We start from the raw sequence: 18,521 nt of genomic DNA, 5'->3' as shown, positions 1-18,521 counted from the left end.
CGGGTGAAAAATGCCTCTTTTCATCCGCCGCGCAAGCGTCTAGAAGCCGCCTTGCTACGGATGCGGTCGTGGCGGAATTGGTAGACGCGCAGCGTTGAGGTCGCTGTTCCTTAACCGGAGTGGAAGTTCGAGTCTTCTCGACCGCACCATCACTTTTCAGAGATATTCTGAGAATTGCTGGCCTTGGGATCACTAGGGTGGTGGTCTAGCACCCTCACATCTTTCCGCCATGTTACTTTCATGCCTGCCTATTAATGGCTTGTGGTTACGAATAGCCCGCTGGAAATGGGCATCCAAGCCCTTGCGATTGGACATGTAACCGGGCAGGCGATGGTTTGAGGTCCTGAACTGCCTTAAAGATCGCCTCATGGCCTAGCCTGCACTGCTTTTCTTGTGGACAAGCTGCGAATCGCGCGCTGATGTCCCCGGAACCCCGCCAGCCCCTGCGCGTTGCTCCTGAATGCCGCGCCAGGCGGCGATGTCAGTGGAGGAGTTGTCTTATGAAAACGCTGCAGGACGCTTTCGAACACACGTTGCAAGATATCTATTGGGCCGAGAATGCCTTGTCGAAAGCTCTGCCCAAGGTAGCAAAATCGGCCAACAATGCGGAACTGAAGGTCGCCATTGAGGACCATCTGACGGAGACCAAAGGCCATATCAAGACCCTTGAGGCGGTGTTCAAGTCTATCGGAAAAAAGGCCGAGGGCGAGAAATGCGATGCCATGGACGGTCTTCTGAAAGAGGCGGACGGGCTGATCGAAGAGGCCTCGGGTCATGCGCTGGACGTGGCGCTGATCGGTGCCGCGCAGGCGGTCGAGCATTATGAGATCGCCCGCTATGGCACCCTGCGCGAATGGGCCAAGGTGCTGGGTCATGAAGAGGCGCATACGTTGCTGACCTCGATTCTTGACGAAGAGAAGGCCGCGAACTCCAAGCTTACCGCATTGGCCGTGATGGCGGTGAACGAGGGCGGGAAAGCGTCGAAAAAATAGCGCAGCTCATAAAATTTGCCGCGCGATTGACTGTCTTGAACACATCTGATTGCTAGCCCGCCCTGCGTTTTTCCGGGCGGGTTTTGCATCGGGACGACGTCTGTGAAGGCTGCATCATCGGACTGACCAGTGATGTGTGGTGCGGTTGAAGCGTCCTGCATGTCAGAGCGAATGGCGTGGTAAGATGTCGAACGTTTATGTCTAAATCAATCTCTTTGACTATAAGGCCAATCCCTCTGGCTGGATGCTTCGATTTCTGCAAACTCATTTCCAATACATGCTGATCATGTCAGCCATGGGGCGTTGCTACCTGTGCTTTTCTTGGCCGAGGGAAAGGTCGGTCGATTGATCGTCGTCTTTGTGTTCAGAAAGAATAATGCAACCAAAAGTTGCTAATACATGATCGGCAAAACCGAAAGGTGCAGAATCAAAACCGGCTAATTGGATACTTGCTGCCCTGCAATTCAATCATTGCGTGTTTTTATGGGGGTCGCGCGCAGTTTCCCAGGAATTACGCGGCGTCACTTTCGGGCTGAAGGTGGTATCATAATACTGAGAAGGGCAGGGGATCTTGTTGGTGCTGCATCTTTTTTTGTGATCCACAGGCAGATATCATGGTTATGTTCCGGGCCTTCTGATGGCCGGTCATGGTGCCGATTCATATGATAATTAATTGATATTACTTCATAATAATACATGACTTTGCGCGGCGAGGTCGATGTTGGCGCTGACTGATGCATATGGGTAACTGTCTAAAAAGACACTGGCGCTTATTGAAAAGATGGTGTGATGGTTAATGTAATCGGTGTCCAAATCGGCTGCCGAGGTGACAATTACTCAGTTCGTTCAAGGCCCATATGAAACCGACGGATATTTTGGCGTTTGCGTTCAACGACAGTGCTTGGGACATGGTCCCTATAGGGCTGTTCAAGGCTGTCGCGGCGAAATGTCACGATCTTCATCAGGTTGAGCTGTTGCGATTGGGCGAAAGTCAGGGACCCGCAGACGTACTTCTGATGTGGTCCTGGCTGACTCAGGATGCTGAAAAGCGTTATGCCGCCATGGGTATTTCCGGTCTCAGGCCATCGGATATCGGGACTGAAGGGAATCTTTGGCTGATCGCCCTGTCAGCACCTGGCGGAGCCGAACATCTGGTTGCGGCCCTTGGTTGGGCCGCAAAGAACCTGCCTGTCGAAGAGGGTAAGGAAAGGTTTCGCTGCCTCGCCCCGATCGAACCGAATGGAAGACCTCAGCCTGTTGTCTTTGCCCATGACGGCAAGGGCGGCGGATCTATCAAACCCATTCATGTCTGAGGGGCATGAATGGTTTTAGGTATGGAGAAAACTAATGGCACAGATCGCTTATGGCGGCATCGCCGGCTTTCTTGGCGGCACCTCGTTCACCGGTAACTACTATTTGACCCCTGAAGGGTATCTTGCGACGGCGGATGGTACGGTAGTCAGTTCCTCTGTATTTTCTCAGGATATTGTGCAGCTTCATCGTACCGCTGACCTGCCCATCATCCCTGATGACTGGACCTCTTGGGCGCCAAATCCCCTGAACAATGAATGGGACGAATACACAATAGGGACTGCACCTTCCGTGGGCTCTGCGTCCATGGTAGACGGGGACGGTATCGATCTTCCCAGCACCAATCCGATCGAACTCGTCCAAGACGACTACGATCATGATACGGTTCATTACGCCTTCGATCCGACGGCGGCGGCATGGCAGGACTTGGCTTATGGCGAGACTCTGACGGTCACCTTTGTCGTCAGCGCACGTGAACGTAACGCATTCGGCACCTTCAACGAATCGGACACCTTCACCGTCACGCTGAACTTTACCAAGGTCTGTTTCGTGCGTGGCACGATGATCGAAACCATCGACGGACCGGTCGCCATTGAGGACATCCGGCCCGGGACGCTGGTCCGGACGATGGACAGCGGTTTCCGCCCGGTAAAATGGATCGGCAGCGCAGTTGTCGGAGGTCATGACAAGCCCATCCCGGCCAATCTGCGGCCTATCCGCATCAGGGCCGGGGCGCTTGGCGCGAATACGCCCGAGACGGATCTTCTTGTCTCGCCGCAGCACCGCATCCTGGTACGCTCGCGTATTGCTCAGCGGATGTTCAGCACCACCGAGGTTCTGGTGGCGGCCAAGCAGCTGTTGCAGGTCGAGGGGATCGACATCGAGACCGGGACAGAGCGGGTCGAATATTTTCACATGATGTTTGACCAGCATGAGATCGTTTTCTCGAACGGCGCACCGACCGAGTCGCTTTATCTGGGCGCGGAGGCTCTTAAAGGGCTGGGCGCTGCGGCGGTGGATGAGATCCTGCAAATCCTGCCCCAACTGCGTGGGGTGCTGGAGGGGCAGGACGCGGTTCAGCCCGTGCGCCTGATGCCTTCGGGCCGCGCGGGGCGCAAGCTGGCGGTGCGTCATATCAGTAACGGCAAGGCCCTGGTCAACTAAGGCTGCGCATCAGATCTGCCAAAGCGGCGGGGCCTTGCCCTGCCGCTTTTTCGTCTGTGTCACCGGCTCTGACCCGGGACGAGGCGGACGTTGCGCCGAAATGCAGGATCTGCGTTCCAGCCCTTTCGAAAGCACGATTTTTCCTTTCTCCGCAGCATCCGGCAGATAACCTGTTTTACCCCTTTGGGCTGAACAGAAACGCCGTTCTTTCCTGTGTCCTGCGACAGGTTTTTTATGGCGAAACCCTGGTCCTGACCCTAGTCTTTTCCCGCGAAGAAGGGGAGAGAATTCATGTCCGACAACTGGGGCTTCGACACGGCCGCTATTCATGCGGGTACTGCGCCTGATCCCGCAACGGGCGCGCGGCAGGTGCCGATTTATCAGACCACGGCCTATGTCTTTAAGGATGCGGCCCATGCTGCGCGGCTTTTTGGTCTGCAAGAGGTTGGCTACATCTATTCCCGCCTGACCAATCCGACGGTCGCCGCGCTGCAGGCCCGCGTGGCCGAGCTTGAAGGCGGCGCGGGCGCCGTCTGCTGTTCGTCAGGCCATGCGGCCCAGATCATGGCGCTGTTTCCGCTGATGGGACCGGGTCGCAATATCGTTGCTTCGACCCGGCTTTACGGTGGGACGATCACTCAGTTCAGCCAGACCATCAAACGCTTTGGCTGGGGGGTAAAGTTTGTCGATCTGGACGATCCCCAGGCGGTGCGGGCGGCGGTCGATGACGATACGCGCGCGATCTTTTGTGAATCGATCAGCAACCCGGGCGGTTATGTCACTGATATTCCTGCTGTGGCGCGGATCGCGGATGAGGTCGGCCTGCCGCTGATCGTGGACAACACGCTGGCGACGCCATGGCTGTGCAAGCCTATCGAACTGGGCGCGACTTTGGTCGTTCACAGCCTGACCAAATATATCACCGGCAATGGTACGGTAACCGGTGGCGTGATCGTTGATTCCGGCAGGTTCGACTGGTCCGCCTCGGGTAAATTCCCAAGCCTGTCCGAACCCGAGCCTGCCTATCACGGGCTGAAATTCCACGAAACCTTTGGTGCCCTTGCCTACACATTCCACGGAATCGCCATCGGGCTGCGCGATCTGGGCATGACCATGAACCCGCAGGCTGCCCATTACACGCTGATGGGGATCGAGACCCTTGGCCTGCGCATGGCCCGCCATGTCGAGAACGCCCAGAAAGTCGCGGAGTGGCTTGAAAACGACCCGCGCGTGACCTCGGTCACCTATGCGGGCCTTGCCTCATCGCCGTGGAACGAGACGGCGCGGCGCGTCTATCCCAAAGGGGCAGGGGCGCTTTTTACCTTCTCGATCAAGGGCGGCTATGACGCGGCGGTGAAACTGGTCGATAACCTCAAGCTGTTCAGCCATGTGGCGAACCTTGGGGATTCGCGTTCGCTGGTCATCCATTCAGCATCGACCACGCATAGCCAACTGACGGATGAGCAAAAGATCGCGGCGGGCGCGGGCCCCGATGTGGTGCGGCTTTCGATCGGGATCGAGGACGCGGCGGATATTATCGCCGATCTGGATCAGGCGCTGGCGGCAGCCACGGCCTGAGACAAGGAAAAAGGGCGGTGCCTTGCCGCGCCGCCCTTATGATTGTGATCAGTTCGCCGGGGCGTCTTCGGTCCCCGCCTCGGTTGCGGGGGCGTCGCCCGGCTCGTCGACTTCCGGCGCATCAGCCGGCAGCATGGCAAAGACTGCGGTGACATTCGTGCTGATCCCCAACTCTCCGGCCTCGATCGGGGTGTCGGCCGCGGCGCTTTCCTGGACACGCATCGCCATCATCGGGCGCGGCCCGCTGCTGACTGCGGCATCCGAAAGCGACAGCAGGCCGCCCAGCCGCATGCCTGCCGCCTCGGCCATCACTTCGGCACGACGGCGTGCATCGGCGACGGCCTCGGTGCGGGCCTTGTCCTCGGCCTCGGTCATGTCCTCACGCGAAAAGACGATACCGCCGATCTCATTTGCGCCCGAGGTGACCAGCTTGTCGAGCACCGGTCCCAGACCCGCCACGTCGCGCACCCGCACCGAAACGGTGTTTTGCGCGGTATAGCCGGTCAGCTTCGGCGGTTTGCCCTGATCGGAATAATCCATGGTCGGCGACAGGTTCAGACCAGCGGTCTGGATATCGCGCGCCTCGATCCCCTCGGCCTTCAGCGTCTCGATCACTTTTTTCTGCTGTTCGGCATTTTGTGACATGGCTTCGGCGGCGGTGGCGGCGCGGGTGCTGACCCCGACCGAGACCGTGGCCATATCAGGCTGGGCGGTGGCATGACCGGTGCCGGTCACGGTCAGCTTGGCAAAAGGGGTGTGTTTCATGGCTTTCATGCTGTGATGTCCCATGGGCGCAGGGGGCGCAGGCACGTCGGGTTGCGCGGTTTGCGCAGCCAGCGGGCCTGCGGCCAGAACCATCAGCGCAGTTGCAGCGATGAGGGGGCGGAATTGGGACATGGTCATCTCTCCTTGACGCGGGCTGGGCGGACCCTTCCACGCGATTGCTGTCATGAGCCGCTATAACACCGGAAACACGCCGATGGATGCCTCACAATCAGGTGTTTGGCTTTTCACGGGTGGCGTTCTGCGTTAGTCCGGAACTATCAATCATGAATACGCGCCCCGGCGCCCGGAACCGCAAGGCAAAGCCTATAGATGTCGCTTGATTCCGCTCCTGAATACGCCCTCTCTTTCAGCGAGGACGCCGTGCATCTGCAACGGCGCGACCGGGTTTTGGAACATGGGGATGGCGCGGCGCCTGCGGGCTGGCGGCATCTTGGCTCGGTCGATTTCTCGGCACCTGACTTTCGCGATGATTTCGTGCGCCTGCGCAACATGGCGACCGGTTCGGACGAGGTACTGCCGGTTACCCTGATCATTCCCGACGACCAGATCCTTTATACCACCCTGACTGTCGCGCCCGGCGCAGATCGTGAACTGGCGGTGGGTCGGGCGCTGGACGGGCTGACCCCGTATAAGATCCAGGATCTGGCCTTTGACTGGGAAGGTGACGGCGACAGCGTGCGCGTGGCCGCCGTGGCTCGCCAGACCTTGCGTGAAGCCCGCGAATTCGCCGAGCAATACGGGTTTGAGGGGCAGGGGTTTTGCGCCACCCCTCCTGCCGATCTTTACCCCGGAGAGCCGGTCTTTGTGCTGGACCCCGTGCGGCGCCCCCGCCCCAGGATCGGCCTGACGCAAGCAGGCGTGACAGCAGGCGCGCTGCTTATCGACGATGAGGCGCAGAAGGAAACCACAGCGCAGGCTGCTCTGGACCTGCAAGGCAGCCCGGATGAGCCGGCTGTGGAAAGCGGCCCTGACGAGGTTCCGGCTGCTGCTGATGAACAGGCCAAGATCTCCGAGGCAAGCCCCAAAGATGACCCCGCGAGCGAGGCTGCGACAGAGGGTGAGGCTGCGACCTCAGTCGATGATGGCGCGGTAGAAGATCCTGCGTCCGCTGAGGCTGTGGAGGACAAAGAGGAACCCGCCGAGGATGCCGATCCGGTTGCTGCTGAGGCACCCGTTGAGCCGCAGGCGGACGATGCTGCCGCTGAGGCTGAAGAGACCGTCTCTGCAGCAGACGCGGAACCTGCTTCTGATGCTGCCGAAGCACAAGGCGATGCAGCGTCCGAGGCCGCACCTGTTGAGACCGCTGCCGAAGTTCCCGCCACTGAAGCGGATGATGCCCCCGTTGCGTCCGATGAACCTGCGACGCCGCATGTCGCAGCAGAGGACCACCCTGCCGCGCCTGCGAATGCCGGGCTGAATCCGCGTGCCCGCGCGGTGCATGAGCGTGCTGCCGGTGCCCGTCAGGCGCGGAGCCTGGGCGTCGCGCCTGCTCAGCCGCGCCGCCCGGGTGAGCGTGGCGGCCTTGTCAGCCTGCTTGGTATGCTAGGGGCGCTGGTGGTCGGTCTGATCCTGATCTGGGCCTTCCTCGTGCCCGAAAAGGATGCGTCGCAGATCGCTGGGACCGTCCCGGAGCAGCAAACCGCGCCGCAAACCCCCGCCGAACCGGGAATCGCCCCGACCGGGGAGCAGCCTGCCGCGGCCCAGCCGGAGACCTCGGCCGGGCAAGTGGCAGTCAGTGAGCCTGCCGCGCCCCCGGTTTCGGCGCTGACCGAAGAGGAAAAGCGTCGTGTCATCGTCGCTGCTGCGGCGGTTGCCGCTGCGGTGGTGCCGCCTTCGGTCACGCCTGCCACCCCGTCCGCGCCGGTCGAAGAGCCGGTTACTGCCGAGCCTGCGCTGACCGCCACGGTTGATCCGCAGCCTGCCGAGACACAACCTGCCGAGACCCGACCCGCTGAAAACCGCGCTGCCGAGGCTCCGGTACCGACGCAGCCTCGGGCGCAAGCCCCGGCTCAGACCACTGCTCGGGCACCTGCTCCGGCGCAGCGGCCTTCCCGTGCCGTGGTGACGCAGCAAAAGCCCGCCCCGGCGACAACGCAGCTGACCAGTTCGGCCCGTCCGCAGCTTGCCCCGCGCCGCGCCGCGCCGCAGACCACCACGCCGCGCGCCGATTCTGCTCCTCGTGTGCCCTCTGATCCGCTGCCTTATGAGGCGAGCCAGCGTAAGACTCAGCCGATCTCGGGTGCCCGTCCGCCTGAACGTGCGCGCCGCGCTGCGCCTGCGGCCTCGGGTGCGGCGGTCCAGCCGCCACCGGCGGCCACTGACAATAGCCGGGCGGCGACGCTGCGCGGTTCGGCCCGCCCGCCCTCGCGCCCCGAAGGCTCGACGCCCGAGGTTCTGGGTGCCGTCCAGGCCAATGATGAGCTGACCCCGGCTGAGCAACTGCATCTGCGCCTGCTGATTCAGGATCTGGGCCGCAGTGCGCTGGTCACGGGTCTGCCCGATCCGTCACCTGATGCGCGGCTGGCGCAGGTCCGCCCGCCGCATAAGCCGGGTGGGGCGTCTCCGGCCACAGCCAGCGATGCGGTCAGCCCTTCAGCCATTGATGCTGCAATCAGATCGGCGACCACGCCGCCACCGGACCGGCCCGAACGCGTCACGGCTGCCGCGCCCGCCCGGGATTCGGGCGGGCTTTTGCGTGGCTCACCGCGTCCGCCAGCACGTTCCGGTCGAGCTGCCATTCCCAGTCAGGCGGTCGAAGAGGCGATCTCGGCTGCGGTCGCCGCGTCCCCCGCAACTCCGGGTGGGGTGCAGCTTTCGGCGCTGGCGTCATCGCCGCTGCCGCCCCGGCGCGGAGATGCTCCTGTCGCCGCCGCCGCAGCAGCGGCGCCAGATGCCCCGGCTGCCGCGCCTGAGCCGCCCGCCGCTGCCGGACCCAGCGAGGCAGAGCTTGCCGCGCGCCGCAAGCTTGACGAGCAGCTTCAGGCGCAGGCCGAGGCGCGCATTCGTGCCCGTGCCGCCGCTGACGCCCAGGCCGAGGCCGAGGCCCGCGCCCAGGCCGAAGCCCGCGCCCGTGCGCAGGCCGAGGCCGAAGAACGCGCAGCCCGCGCCCGCCGTCAGGAATACAAGCCACCCGAGGTCGATAACGAGCCCGAGATTGCCGCCGCCGCCCTGTCCAAAAGCCCGACCTCGGCCAGTGTGGCCAAGGCCGCGACGCAACCGCGCGGCCTTAATGTAGGCCGGACGACGATCATTGGCATCATTGGCGCGGGCAAGGCCAGCCGCGCGCTGATCCGGCTGCGCAACGGCAAGGTGGTGACGGTCCGTATCGGCGACCGCATTGACGGCGGCACGATCAACTCGATCGGTGACGGCAGGCTGACCTATGTCAAGGCGGGCCGGGTTCACGAATTGCGCATGCTGGACGGGCGCTGATGGAGACATTCCTGCTGATCGCCACTGTCTATCTGATGACAATGGTGATCGCTGTGCCGCTGTCTGCGCGACTGGGGCTGGGCTCGGTTCTGGGCTATCTGATTGCGGGGATTGTCATTGGTCCGGTGCTCGGGCTTGCCGGGACGCCGGGCGAGATGGCCGATTTGCAGCATTTCGCCGAATTTGGCGTGGTAATGATGCTGTTCCTGATCGGGCTGGAGCTTGAGCCGCAGGCGCTGTGGCAGATGCGCAAGCGCCTGCTGGGCCTTGCCAGCATGCAGATCGTCGGCACCGTGGTGCTATTGGCGCTGGTTGGCATGGCGCTGGGGCAGGACTGGCATGTTTCGGTCACGCTGGGGATGATCCTGGCGCTAAGCTCGACCGCCATCGTCCTGCAGACGCTGTCGGAAAAATCGCTGATGCATACACCGGGCGGGCGCGGGGCCTTTGCGGTGCTGCTGACCCAGGACATTGCCGTCATTCCGATGCTGGCGCTGATGCCGCTGCTGGCGACCCGTGCCCCCCTGCCGCAGGCCGAAGAGCATATTGGTGAGGCTTTCATGCATGCGCTGCCCGGCTGGGCGGCCGCCTTGGTCACGCTTGGCGCGGTAGGGGCGGTGGTGCTGATCGGCCAGTATCTGATCCGGCCCCTGTTTCGCTGGGTTTATACCGCACGCCTGAATGAGCTCGACACTGCGATGGCGCTGCTGATCGTTGTCGGAATCGCCTCGTTGATGGAGTTCGTCGGCCTTTCGCCCGCGCTTGGCACCTTTCTGGCCGGGGTGATGCTGGCAGGCTCTGAGTTCCGCCATGAGCTTGAGGGCCAGATCGCACCCTTCAAGGGCCTGCTGCTTGGGCTGTTCTTTATCACCGTCGGGGCAGGGATGAATTTTCGCCTGCTGTCCGAATATCCGGTGACAGTGATCGGGATCACGGTGACGGTCATCGCCATCAAGGCGCTGATCCTGCATCTGATCGCGCGGCTGACAGGTATTCGCGGGCGTGACCGGATGCTGTTTACCCTGTCGCTTGCGCAGGCGGGCGAGTTCGGCTTTGTGCTGATTTCCTATGCCGTGTCGCTGGCCATTCTGCCCCGGCTGGTGGCGCAGGGGTTTCTGCTTGTCATTGCGTTGTCGATGCTGGCGACGCCGCTGCTGTTCATCCTGTCGGATTTCATCTCGCGCCGTATCGCCGAGGAAAGGGCGAGCGATATCGCGGATGAGATTTCAGAGCAGCAGCCGATCATCATTGCCGGGGTGGGGCGCTTTGGACAGGTGCTGAACCGCTTGGTGACGATGTCGGGGTACAAGACGACCGTGCTTGATCACGATCTTGAGGTGATCCAGCTTATGCGGCGTTTCGGTTTTAAAGGCTATTTCGGCGATCCGACCCGGCCCGAGATTCTGATGGCTGCCGGTCTTGACAAGGCGCGGGTGCTGGTCGCGGCGCTGGACGACCCCGAGGCGAACCTGCGTCTGATCCGCTATGCCCGTGAAAAGCGCCCCGATATCGTCATCATCGCCCGGGCGCGGGACCGGATCGACGTTTTTCGTCTCTATGCTGCCAAGGCCGATCATATCGTGCGGGAAACCTTTGACAGCTCGCTGCGCGCGGGACGCTATGTGCTCGAAAATATGGGGCTGTCCCCCTATGAGGCGTCCGAGCTTGAGCGCATCTTTTATCGCATGGACCGTGCGCATCTGCGCGAACTGGCCGAGGTGTGGAAGCCCGGCGTTCCGGTGGATGAGAACCCGGAATATATAGCGCTGAGCCGCGACCTGAACCGCCACCTTGAAAACGCTCTGATGGAGCGGTTTGCCCATGGTCCCAGCGCGGCCCCCATCGTTGCCGATCAGGATGAGGCGCCCGAACATGGCCTGACCCGTCCGGGCCGCCCCGGTGGGCGCTAGGCAGCTGCGATCCGCGCGCAACTCTTGCGAGCCGCGCGCCAAGCGCCTAGAAGGCAGGGCAACCTTGCCAAGGGAAATGCCATGCTTGACCATCTGACCTATACCGCCCCGGAACCCAAAGTCATTCAGGGGGCGAAACAGGACTGGGAACTGGTCATCGGGCTTGAGGTTCACGCTCAGGTCGCGTCGAATGCCAAGCTGTTCTCGGGTGCCTCGACCGGCTTTGGGGCCGAACCGAACAGCCATGTCGCATTCGTCGATGCCGCCATGCCCGGCATGCTGCCGGTGATCAACGAATTCTGCGTTGCGCAAGCGGTCAAGACCGGGCTGGGGCTCAGGGCCCGGATCAATCTGGTCTCGGCCTTTGACCGCAAGAACTATTTCTATCCTGACCTGCCACAGGGCTATCAGATCAGCCAGCTTTATCACCCCATTGTGGGCGAAGGCGAAGTGATCGTGGACATGGCCCCGGGCGTCGCCCGCCGTGTCCGGATCGAGCGGATCCACCTTGAACAGGATGCCGGCAAGTCGATCCACGACATGGATCCCAACATGTCCTTCGTGGATCTGAACCGCACCGGCGTGGCGCTGATGGAGATCGTCAGCCGCCCCGATATCCGCGGCCCTGAAGAAGCTGCCGCCTATGTCGCCAAGCTGCGCCAGATCATGCGCTATCTTGGCACCTGTGACGGCAACATGCAGAACGGTAACCTGCGTGCCGACGTGAACGTCTCGGTCTGCCAGCCCGGTGCCTATGAGCGCTATCAGGAAACGGGCGATCACAGCCATCTTGGCACCCGCTGCGAGATCAAGAACATGAACTCGCTGCGCTTTATCCAGCAGGCCATCGAATATGAGGCCCGCCGCCAGATCGCCATTCTCGAAGATGGTGGCAAGATCGAGCAAGAGACCCGGCTTTATGACCCTGACCGGGGCGAGACCCGTTCGATGCGCTCGAAAGAAGAGGCGCATGACTACCGCTATTTCCCCGATCCCGACCTGCTGCCGCTTGAGATCGAGCAGGAGTGGGTGGATGGCATTGCGGCCTCGATGCCTGAACTGCCGGATGAGAAAAAGGTGCGTTTCGTCACTGAACTCGGCCTGTCGGAATATGACGCCGGCGTGCTGACTGCCGAGGTCGAGAACGCCAATTTCTTTGAGCAGGTCGCTGCTGGCCGCGATGGCAAACAGGCGGCAAACTGGGTCATCAACGAGCTGTTCGGCCGCCTGAACAAAGAGGGGCTGACGGTCGAGAATTCTCCGGTTTCGGCAGCGCAGCTTGGCGGGGTGATCGACCTGATCGCCAAGGGCGACATCTCGGGCAAGATCGCCAAGGACCTGTTTGAGATCCTGTGGACCGAAGGAGGCGACCCCGCCGCAATCGTGGAAGAGCGCGGCATGAAGCAGGTTACCGATCTGGGCGCGATCGAAAAGGCGGTTGATGAGATCATCGCCGCAAACCCGGCGCAGGTGGAAAAGGCCAAGGCCAACCCCAAACTGGCTGGCTGGTTCGTTGGTCAGGTGCTGAAAGCGACCGGCGGCAAGGCCAACCCGGCTGCTGTGAACGAACTGGTCGCCAGGAAGCTGAGCTGAAGCCCGGCTTTCCCCTGATCACCCAGCCGCCCTCGTGCCGGGGGCGGTTTTTTTCATGCGGGGCCTATGATCGGCCTCACGCGCTCGTGCAGGGCGGGCTAGGGGTGCTGCTGCGCGAGGCGCTTCCCTTGACGTTTCATCTCGCCTAACCTGCGCGACAAAGGAAAGGCAGACGCATGACCAGCTATGAATACACCGTCATCCCTGCACCCGCGCGCGGCGAAAAGGCCAGGGGTGCCCGCAGTGGGATCGAACGCTTTGCCGCCACGCTCAGCGATGTGCTGAACGAGATGGGCCGTGATGGCTGGGAATATGTCCGCGCCGAGACCTTGCCGGCAGAAGAGCGTTCGGGTCTGACAAGCCGGACCACCGTCTATCACAACCTGCTGGTTTTTCGTAGAGCGCTGGCCGTTTCGACCCGACAAGAGGTGCCGCTGGCCGAGCCTGTCGCGCCGCCGGTTGCCGCACCGGTCGCGGAACCTGCCGAAGCACAGCCGCAAACCCAGGCTCAGCCCGAGGATGAGGCTGCGGCCCAGCCGCGTGGGCCGTTCAGCCAGCCGATGCGCGCTGCGCCGAAACCCACCGCGCCTCTGACCGCACCGGTTGCGCCGAACGCCCGGAGCCGGGTGTCCGAACCGCCGCTGACCGCACCCCAGGCGCCCGCCCCGACCGGGCCGCGTCTTGGCCCGGCCAGCCGTTAATCGTCACATATCGTGCGAGGCGGGGCGCCTACCAATGCGGTGGGCGCTGATCTGCCAGCGGAACGGTGCCCGCCTCGGCCTCTCGTTCGGCCTCTCGCTCCATCAACATGCCGACATGGCGCCCAAGGCGGGTGATCTCACCCTCTTGCCGGGCGACAATGGCCGACAGATCTTCGACGGTACGCGTCAGATAGGCCACGGCCTCTTCCAGCCGTTCAATCCGGTCCTGCGTCTGCTTGTCCATCCATCCTCCATCCGTTAGACCCGCCCATGGAAAAGCCCGAGGCAAACCATGGCGAAAGATCTGAAGAAACAGCCCCGCCCCAAGGCCGAGACGCCCAAGGGGTTCCGTGACTATTTCGGTGCGGATGTGACCGAGCGCAAGCAGATGCTCGACCGCATCGCCGAGATCTATCATCGCCACGGCTTTGAGCCGCTTGAAACCAGTGCGGTGGAAACCGTCGAGGCGCTGGGAAAGTTCCTTCCCGACGTGGACCGCCCCAATGCCGGCGTCTTTGCCTGGCAAGAAGCCGAGGTGCCGGGCGGTGGTCCGGGCGATTGGCTGGCGCTGCGCTATGACCTGACCGCGCCTTTGGCCCGGGTCGCGGCACAGTTCCGTAACGATCTGCCTTCGCCTTATCGCCGTTATGCGATGGGGCCGGTCTGGCGCAACGAAAAGCCCGGTCCAGGCCGCTTTCGCCAGTTCTATCAATGCGACGCTGATACGGTCGGTTCGGCCTCGGTCGCGGCGGATGCCGAGATCTGCGCCATGCTGGCTGCGGCACTGGAGCATGCCGGGATCCGGCGCGGCGACTACCTGATCCGCATCAACAACCGCAAGGTGCTGAACGGCATTCTTGAGGCTATGGGCGTGACCGAGGGACAGGCTGCCGATGCTGTCCTGCGTACCATCGACAAGTTCGACAAGATTGGAGAAGAGGGCGTCCGCCAGCTTTTGACGACGGGGCGCAAGGATGACAGCGGTGCGTTTATCGAGGGTGTGGGGCTGACAGCCGAACAGGCTGCGCCGGTACTGGCCTTCCTGACCTCGAAGGGTGCGGACAATACCCAGACGCTGGCTAATCTGCGCGCCGCTGTCGGCACCTCTGCCATTGGGGCCGAGGGCGTTGATGAGCTGGAACAGATCGCTGCGATGCTGGCCGCCATGGGGGTTGGTGAGGATTGTGCCGTCATCGACCCTTCGATCGTGCGCGGGCTTGGCTATTACACCGGCCCGGTATTCGAGGCCGAGCTGACCTTTGAGATCCTTGATGAAAAGGGTCGCAAGCGTCAATTCGGCTCGGTCGCGGGCGGCGGGCGCTATGATGGGCTGGTCGAGCGTTTTACCGGGCAGAAGGTCCCGGCGACTGGCGTGTCGATCGGTGTGGATCGGCTGCTTGCTGCGCTGCGCGCCAAGGGGCTGATGGGCGGCTCCGATCAGGGCCCGGTAGTCGTTACCGTCATGGACCGCGACCGTATGGCGGAATATCAGGCCATGGCCGCTGAATTGCGCGCCGCCGGCATCCGGGCCGAGGTCTATCTTGGCAATCCCAAGAACTTTGGCAACCAGTTGAAATATGCTGACAAGCGCAACGCGCCCGTCGCCATCATCCAGGGTACGGACGAGGCCCAGCGGGGCGTCGTGCAGGTCAAGGACCTGATCCTTGGGGCCAGGATCGCAGCCGAGGCCAGCCATGAGGAATGGAAGGCCCAGCCGGCCCAGACCGAGGTGCCCCGCGACCAGCTTGTCGCGGAAGTGCGGCGTATCCTCGGATGAGCAAGCGCGAGAAACAGGCCATCGGTCAGCAGATCCTTGCCGCCTTTCGCGCTGCGGGGGCGCAGGAGGTCGCGCCCGACATCCTGCTTGAGGCCGAGACGCTTCTTGACCTTTATGGCGAGGACATTCGCGCCCGCGCCTATGTCACCCAGGACCCGATCCGGGGTGAGATGATGTTGCGCCCCGATTTCACCGTGCCGGTGGTGCAGATGCATATGGCAAACGGTGCCGAGCCGGCCCGCTATTGCTATCTGGGCGAGGTTTTCCGCAAACAGGACCACGGCGAAACCCGGCCCGAACATCCGCGCGACAATGAATATCTGCAGGCGGGGTTTGAGCTTTTCGCCCGCGACCCGGATGCTGATGCCGAGGTCTTTGCGCTTTTTCACGACATCCTTGCGCCACTGCGTTTGCAGGCGACCATGGGCGATATGGACCTGCTGATGGATGCGGTGCGCGCCCTGCCGCTGTCGGGCGCGCGGCGCGCGGCGCTGCTGCATCATATCTGGCGGCCACGGCGCTTTGCCCGGCTGCTTGCGCGTTTTGCCGCGCCGGCCGAATCGCGCGAGTTTCCCGACAGCCCCGCGCCCTGGACGGGCTTGCGTTCGGCCGATGAAATGCAGGCCCGCATTGACCGGTTGCGCAGCGATGTTGCCGAGGCGCCTTTGTCCGCGCAATGGGTTACGCGGCTTGAACGGCTTTTCGCCATTTCTGCACCTGCGCCCGAGGCGCTGCGCCAACTGCGCATCCTCAGTGCCGAAATCCCCGATATCGCCGAGGCCGTGGACCGGCTTGAGCGTAACCTGACTGCGCTGTCGGCCCGAGGCATCGACGTTGGCGCGATCCGGTTCGATGCAAGCCATGGTCGGCATACGATGGAATATTACGACGGCATGACCTTCAGCTTTGCCGCTTTGGGACGCGAGGACTGGCCTCCGGTCGCCTCGGGCGGGCGTTATGACGCGCTGGCGGCGGTGCTGGGGCAGGCGCGGGGTCGCTCGATTCCTGCTGTCGGGGGCATCATCCGCCCGGGCCTTGTCCATGAACTGGGAGGCTTGTCATGATCCGGCTGGGCGTGCCGTCCAAGGGGCGGCTGATGGAGCAGACCTTTGACTGGTTCGCCGCCCGTGGCGTGCGCCTGTCGCGCGCGGGCTCGGAGCGTGAATATGCGGGCCGGGTTGAGGGCGCTGCGAATGTGACGCTGGTGTTGCTGTCGGCGGGTGAGATCCCGCGTGAATTGCAGGCGGGCCGCATCCATCTGGGTGTGACCGGCATTGATCTGATTCGGGAAAAGCTGGCCGGTTGGCGCAGCCATGTCGAAGAACTGGCCCCGATGGGCTTTGGCCACGCCGACCTGATCCTTGCCGTTCCTGCCTGCTGGAGCGATTGCGAAACGTTGGACGATTTCGCTGCCATTGCCCGCGATTTCCGGGCGGAACACGGCTTTCGCCTGCGTATCGCCACCAAATATCACAGGCTGGTGCGTGCCTGGTTGTCAGCCGAAGAAGTCGCAGATTATCAGCTGGTTGACAGTCAGGGCGCGACTGAAGGGACGGTTGCGAACCTGACGGCCGAGGCGATTGCCGATATCACATCCTCGGGCGAGACGCTGCGTGCCAACCACCTCAAGGTCATTGGCGAACCTGTCTTGCAGTCGCAGGCGACGCTGCTGCGTTCCGTTGCTGCCGGGGATGAGGGTGAGGTAAGGGATTTCGCGGCCCTGCTGGGGATTTAGAAACCCAAGGCGTTCTGGCGCGTTAGGCTTGTCGCACGAAAAGGGAGAAAGCCGATGCGCCACGCCGTCCTGATGCTGCTCTTGTCCGTCGGCCCCGCGCTTGCCTCTTCCGAGGCCGAGTGGGAACAGTTCCGCAAGGATGTCGAGACCGCCTGTTCGGCGCTTGCCCCCCAAGAGGGCGAGACCATGATTGAGGTCAACCCCTTTGGCTCGGAAAGCTATGGCGCGGCTTTGCTGATTACCGCCTTTGAGGATGGGGCGGCCGACCGCTATGTCTGCATCTATGACAAACAGGAAAAGACCGCCGAGCTGACCGCGGCCTTTACCCCGCCGCAAGAGGTGACGATGCCCGAGGCTGATCCGGTCGGCAATGTCGCCCCGGCCGAGGATACCCGGACCGACGCGCATCTGGTCAAGCCGTAAGCTTTAGCTGTCCAGTCCGACCAGGGCGCGGGCAAAATCGCTGGCGTCAAAGGCGTCCAGATCGTCGATCTGTTCGCCGACGCCGATGGCATGGATCGGCAGGCCAAAGCGGTCGGCCAGCGCCACCAGCACGCCGCCGCGCGCCGTGCCGTCCAGCTTGGTCATCACCAGACCCGACACATCGGCCAGCTTTTGAAAGATCTCGACCTGGCTCAGCGCGTTCTGGCCCGTGGTCGCGTCCAACACCAGCAGGGTGTTATGCGGGGCTGACGGGTCCTTTTTGCGGATGACGCGGACGATCTTTGCCAGCTCTTCCATCAGGTCCTGACGGTTTTGCAGTCGTCCGGCCGTGTCGATCATCAACAGATCCGCGCCCTCGGCCTCGGCCTTGGTCATGGCGTCAAAGGCAAGGCTTGCAGGGTCGGACCCTTCGGGCGCGGTCAGCACCGGCACGCCGGCGCGCTGGCCCCAGACCTGTAATTGCTCGACGGCAGCGGCGCGGAATGTATCGCCTGCGGCGATCACGACATTCTTGCCCGCCGCTTTGAACTGGCTGGCAAGCTTGCCGATCGTCGTCGTCTTGCCCGAGCCGTTAACGCCCACCACCAGAACCACCTGCGGCCGTTTGGGATAGATGGGCAGGGGCTTGGCCACCGGCGTCATGATGCGGGTGATCTCATTGGCCAGCAGCTCTTTCAGCTCGGTCGCCGAGACGCGACGGCCCATGCGGCCTTCAGCGATATTGGCGGTGACGCGCAGCGCGGTCTCGACGCCCATATCGGCCTGGATCAACATCTCTTCCAGCTCTTCCAGCATCGCATCGTCAAGCTCGCGCCGGGGTTCGGCGGGGGCTGTGGCGCGGCCAAACAGACGACCCAGAACGCCGGGCCGGGTCTCGGCTTCAGCCGCCGGGGCGGTGTCCGGTGCCGGGGCAGGGGGCGCGGCTGGGGTTGCCGGGGCGGGGGCCGGTTCGGAAGCCGGTGGCTGGGTCTGTGCAGCTCCGTCCGAGACGATATCCTCCAGCCCCGCGCCGATCTTCGACGAGGATCGCGTCAACCGGTCGCGCAGCTTTGAGAAAAACGACATGCACCCATCCTTCTGTCTGTCGGGCCAGAGACT

The 18,521-nt window shown here is 62.7% G+C and carries 15 protein-coding genes and 1 tRNA gene; 13 read left to right on the top strand and 3 right to left on the bottom strand.

Going from position 1 to position 18,521, the window contains the following annotated elements; translation table 11 throughout:
• Window positions 1-62 precede the first annotated feature (62 nt).
• From M511_RS01055 to M511_RS01035, 5 genes are all read left to right on the top strand, one after another.
• A tRNA-Leu gene (locus tag M511_RS01055) sits at window positions 63-149 on the top strand.
• Between the two features lie 351 nt (window positions 150-500).
• Complete coding sequence (locus M511_RS01050) at window positions 501-992, top strand: YciE/YciF ferroxidase family protein (RefSeq protein ID WP_010392623.1); 492 nt, start codon at window positions 501-503, stop codon at window positions 990-992.
• A gap of 857 nt (window positions 993-1,849) precedes the next feature.
• A complete protein-coding gene (locus tag M511_RS01045) occupies window positions 1,850-2,305 on the top strand; it encodes a hypothetical protein (protein ID WP_010392621.1) in 456 nt (151 codons plus the stop codon).
• Between the two features lie 34 nt (window positions 2,306-2,339).
• Window positions 2,340-3,467, top strand: a complete 1,128-nt coding sequence (locus M511_RS01040) for a Hint domain-containing protein (protein WP_240547496.1) — start codon at window positions 2,340-2,342, stop codon at window positions 3,465-3,467.
• Between the two features lie 291 nt (window positions 3,468-3,758).
• Window positions 3,759-5,045: an O-acetylhomoserine aminocarboxypropyltransferase/cysteine synthase family protein gene (locus M511_RS01035; RefSeq protein ID WP_010392616.1), complete on the top strand. Its 1,287-nt coding sequence runs from the start codon at window positions 3,759-3,761 to the stop codon at window positions 5,043-5,045.
• A gap of 48 nt (window positions 5,046-5,093) precedes the next feature.
• Here M511_RS01035 and M511_RS01030 read toward each other — a convergent pair whose 3' ends face one another.
• Window positions 5,094-5,942 (bottom strand): SIMPL domain-containing protein, encoded by an 849-nt coding sequence (locus M511_RS01030; RefSeq protein ID WP_240547495.1) that lies wholly within the window; start codon window positions 5,940-5,942, stop codon window positions 5,094-5,096.
• A gap of 198 nt (window positions 5,943-6,140) precedes the next feature.
• Here M511_RS01030 and M511_RS01025 point away from each other — a divergent pair, with 198 nt between their 5' ends.
• From M511_RS01025 to M511_RS01010, 4 genes are all read left to right on the top strand, one after another.
• Window positions 6,141-9,263 carry a hypothetical protein gene (locus M511_RS01025; protein ID WP_085501129.1) on the top strand — a complete coding sequence of 1,041 codons (3,123 nt, stop codon included), beginning with the start codon at window positions 6,141-6,143 and terminating at the stop codon, window positions 9,261-9,263.
• Window positions 9,263-11,173, top strand: coding sequence for a monovalent cation:proton antiporter-2 (CPA2) family protein (locus tag M511_RS01020; protein ID WP_085501128.1), 1,911 nt, complete (start codon window positions 9,263-9,265; stop codon window positions 11,171-11,173). The genes M511_RS01025 and M511_RS01020 overlap by 1 nt, the downstream gene beginning before the upstream one ends.
• Before the next feature lie 81 nt (window positions 11,174-11,254).
• Window positions 11,255-12,766, top strand: coding sequence for an Asp-tRNA(Asn)/Glu-tRNA(Gln) amidotransferase subunit GatB (gene gatB, locus M511_RS01015; protein WP_085501127.1), 1,512 nt, complete (start codon window positions 11,255-11,257; stop codon window positions 12,764-12,766).
• Between the two features lie 176 nt (window positions 12,767-12,942).
• Entirely contained in the window at window positions 12,943-13,467 is a 525-nt protein-coding gene (locus M511_RS01010; RefSeq protein ID WP_085501126.1) for a DUF4177 domain-containing protein, read from the top strand.
• A 28-nt stretch (window positions 13,468-13,495) separates the two neighbouring features.
• Here M511_RS01010 and M511_RS01005 read toward each other — a convergent pair whose 3' ends face one another.
• Window positions 13,496-13,711, bottom strand: a complete 216-nt coding sequence (locus M511_RS01005; RefSeq protein WP_010392606.1) for a SlyX family protein — start codon at window positions 13,709-13,711, stop codon at window positions 13,496-13,498.
• 48 nt (window positions 13,712-13,759) lie between these two features.
• On the opposite strand from M511_RS01005, the gene hisS reads away from it, so the two are divergent.
• The 4 genes from hisS to M511_RS00985 are packed head-to-tail and all read left to right on the top strand — an operon-like array spanning window position 13,760 to window position 17,402.
• Window positions 13,760-15,244, top strand: a complete 1,485-nt coding sequence (gene hisS / locus M511_RS01000; RefSeq protein WP_085501125.1) for a histidine--tRNA ligase — start codon at window positions 13,760-13,762, stop codon at window positions 15,242-15,244.
• A complete protein-coding gene (locus tag M511_RS00995) occupies window positions 15,241-16,308 on the top strand; it encodes an ATP phosphoribosyltransferase regulatory subunit (RefSeq protein WP_085501124.1) in 1,068 nt (355 codons plus the stop codon). The genes hisS and M511_RS00995 overlap by 4 nt, the downstream gene beginning before the upstream one ends.
• A complete protein-coding gene (hisG, locus tag M511_RS00990) occupies window positions 16,305-16,979 on the top strand; it encodes an ATP phosphoribosyltransferase (RefSeq protein ID WP_010392599.1) in 675 nt (224 codons plus the stop codon). The genes M511_RS00995 and hisG overlap by 4 nt, the downstream gene beginning before the upstream one ends.
• 54 nt (window positions 16,980-17,033) lie before the next feature.
• A complete protein-coding gene (locus M511_RS00985) occupies window positions 17,034-17,402 on the top strand; it encodes a hypothetical protein (protein WP_085501123.1) in 369 nt (122 codons plus the stop codon).
• A gap of 3 nt (window positions 17,403-17,405) precedes the next feature.
• Here M511_RS00985 and ftsY read toward each other — a convergent pair whose 3' ends face one another.
• A complete protein-coding gene (ftsY, locus tag M511_RS00980) occupies window positions 17,406-18,488 on the bottom strand; it encodes a signal recognition particle-docking protein FtsY (protein ID WP_010392595.1) in 1,083 nt (360 codons plus the stop codon).
• Window positions 18,489-18,521 lie beyond the last annotated feature (33 nt).

This window comes from Paracoccus sp. J56, assembly GCF_019633685.1.
Lineage (GTDB): Bacteria > Pseudomonadota > Alphaproteobacteria > Rhodobacterales > Rhodobacteraceae > Paracoccus > Paracoccus kondratievae.
Note: the sequence above shows the minus strand (reverse complement) of the source record. Positions and strands in the feature narration are given on the sequence as shown.

Bases quoted from the DNA above. Each gene is read 5' to 3' on its own strand.
- M511_RS01050 (WP_010392623.1), top strand. From the start codon at position 501: ATGAAAACGCTGCAGGACGCTTTCGAACACACGTTGCAAGATATCTAT.
- M511_RS01045 (WP_010392621.1), top strand. From the start codon at position 1,850: ATGAAACCGACGGATATTTTGGCGTTTGCGTTCAACGACAGTGCTTGG.
- M511_RS01040 (WP_240547496.1), top strand. From the start codon at position 2,340: ATGGCACAGATCGCTTATGGCGGCATCGCCGGCTTTCTTGGCGGCACC.
- M511_RS01035 (WP_010392616.1), top strand. From the start codon at position 3,759: ATGTCCGACAACTGGGGCTTCGACACGGCCGCTATTCATGCGGGTACT.
- M511_RS01030 (WP_240547495.1), bottom strand. From the start codon at position 5,942: ATGTCCCAATTCCGCCCCCTCATCGCTGCAACTGCGCTGATGGTTCTG.
- M511_RS01025 (WP_085501129.1), top strand. From the start codon at position 6,141: ATGTCGCTTGATTCCGCTCCTGAATACGCCCTCTCTTTCAGCGAGGAC.
- M511_RS01020 (WP_085501128.1), top strand. From the start codon at position 9,263: ATGGAGACATTCCTGCTGATCGCCACTGTCTATCTGATGACAATGGTG.
- gatB (WP_085501127.1), top strand. From the start codon at position 11,255: ATGCTTGACCATCTGACCTATACCGCCCCGGAACCCAAAGTCATTCAG.
- M511_RS01010 (WP_085501126.1), top strand. From the start codon at position 12,943: ATGACCAGCTATGAATACACCGTCATCCCTGCACCCGCGCGCGGCGAA.
- M511_RS01005 (WP_010392606.1), bottom strand. From the start codon at position 13,711: ATGGACAAGCAGACGCAGGACCGGATTGAACGGCTGGAAGAGGCCGTG.
- hisS (WP_085501125.1), top strand. From the start codon at position 13,760: ATGGCGAAAGATCTGAAGAAACAGCCCCGCCCCAAGGCCGAGACGCCC.
- M511_RS00995 (WP_085501124.1), top strand. From the start codon at position 15,241: ATGAGCAAGCGCGAGAAACAGGCCATCGGTCAGCAGATCCTTGCCGCC.
- hisG (WP_010392599.1), top strand. From the start codon at position 16,305: ATGATCCGGCTGGGCGTGCCGTCCAAGGGGCGGCTGATGGAGCAGACC.
- M511_RS00985 (WP_085501123.1), top strand. From the start codon at position 17,034: ATGCGCCACGCCGTCCTGATGCTGCTCTTGTCCGTCGGCCCCGCGCTT.
- ftsY (WP_010392595.1), bottom strand. From the start codon at position 18,488: ATGTCGTTTTTCTCAAAGCTGCGCGACCGGTTGACGCGATCCTCGTCG.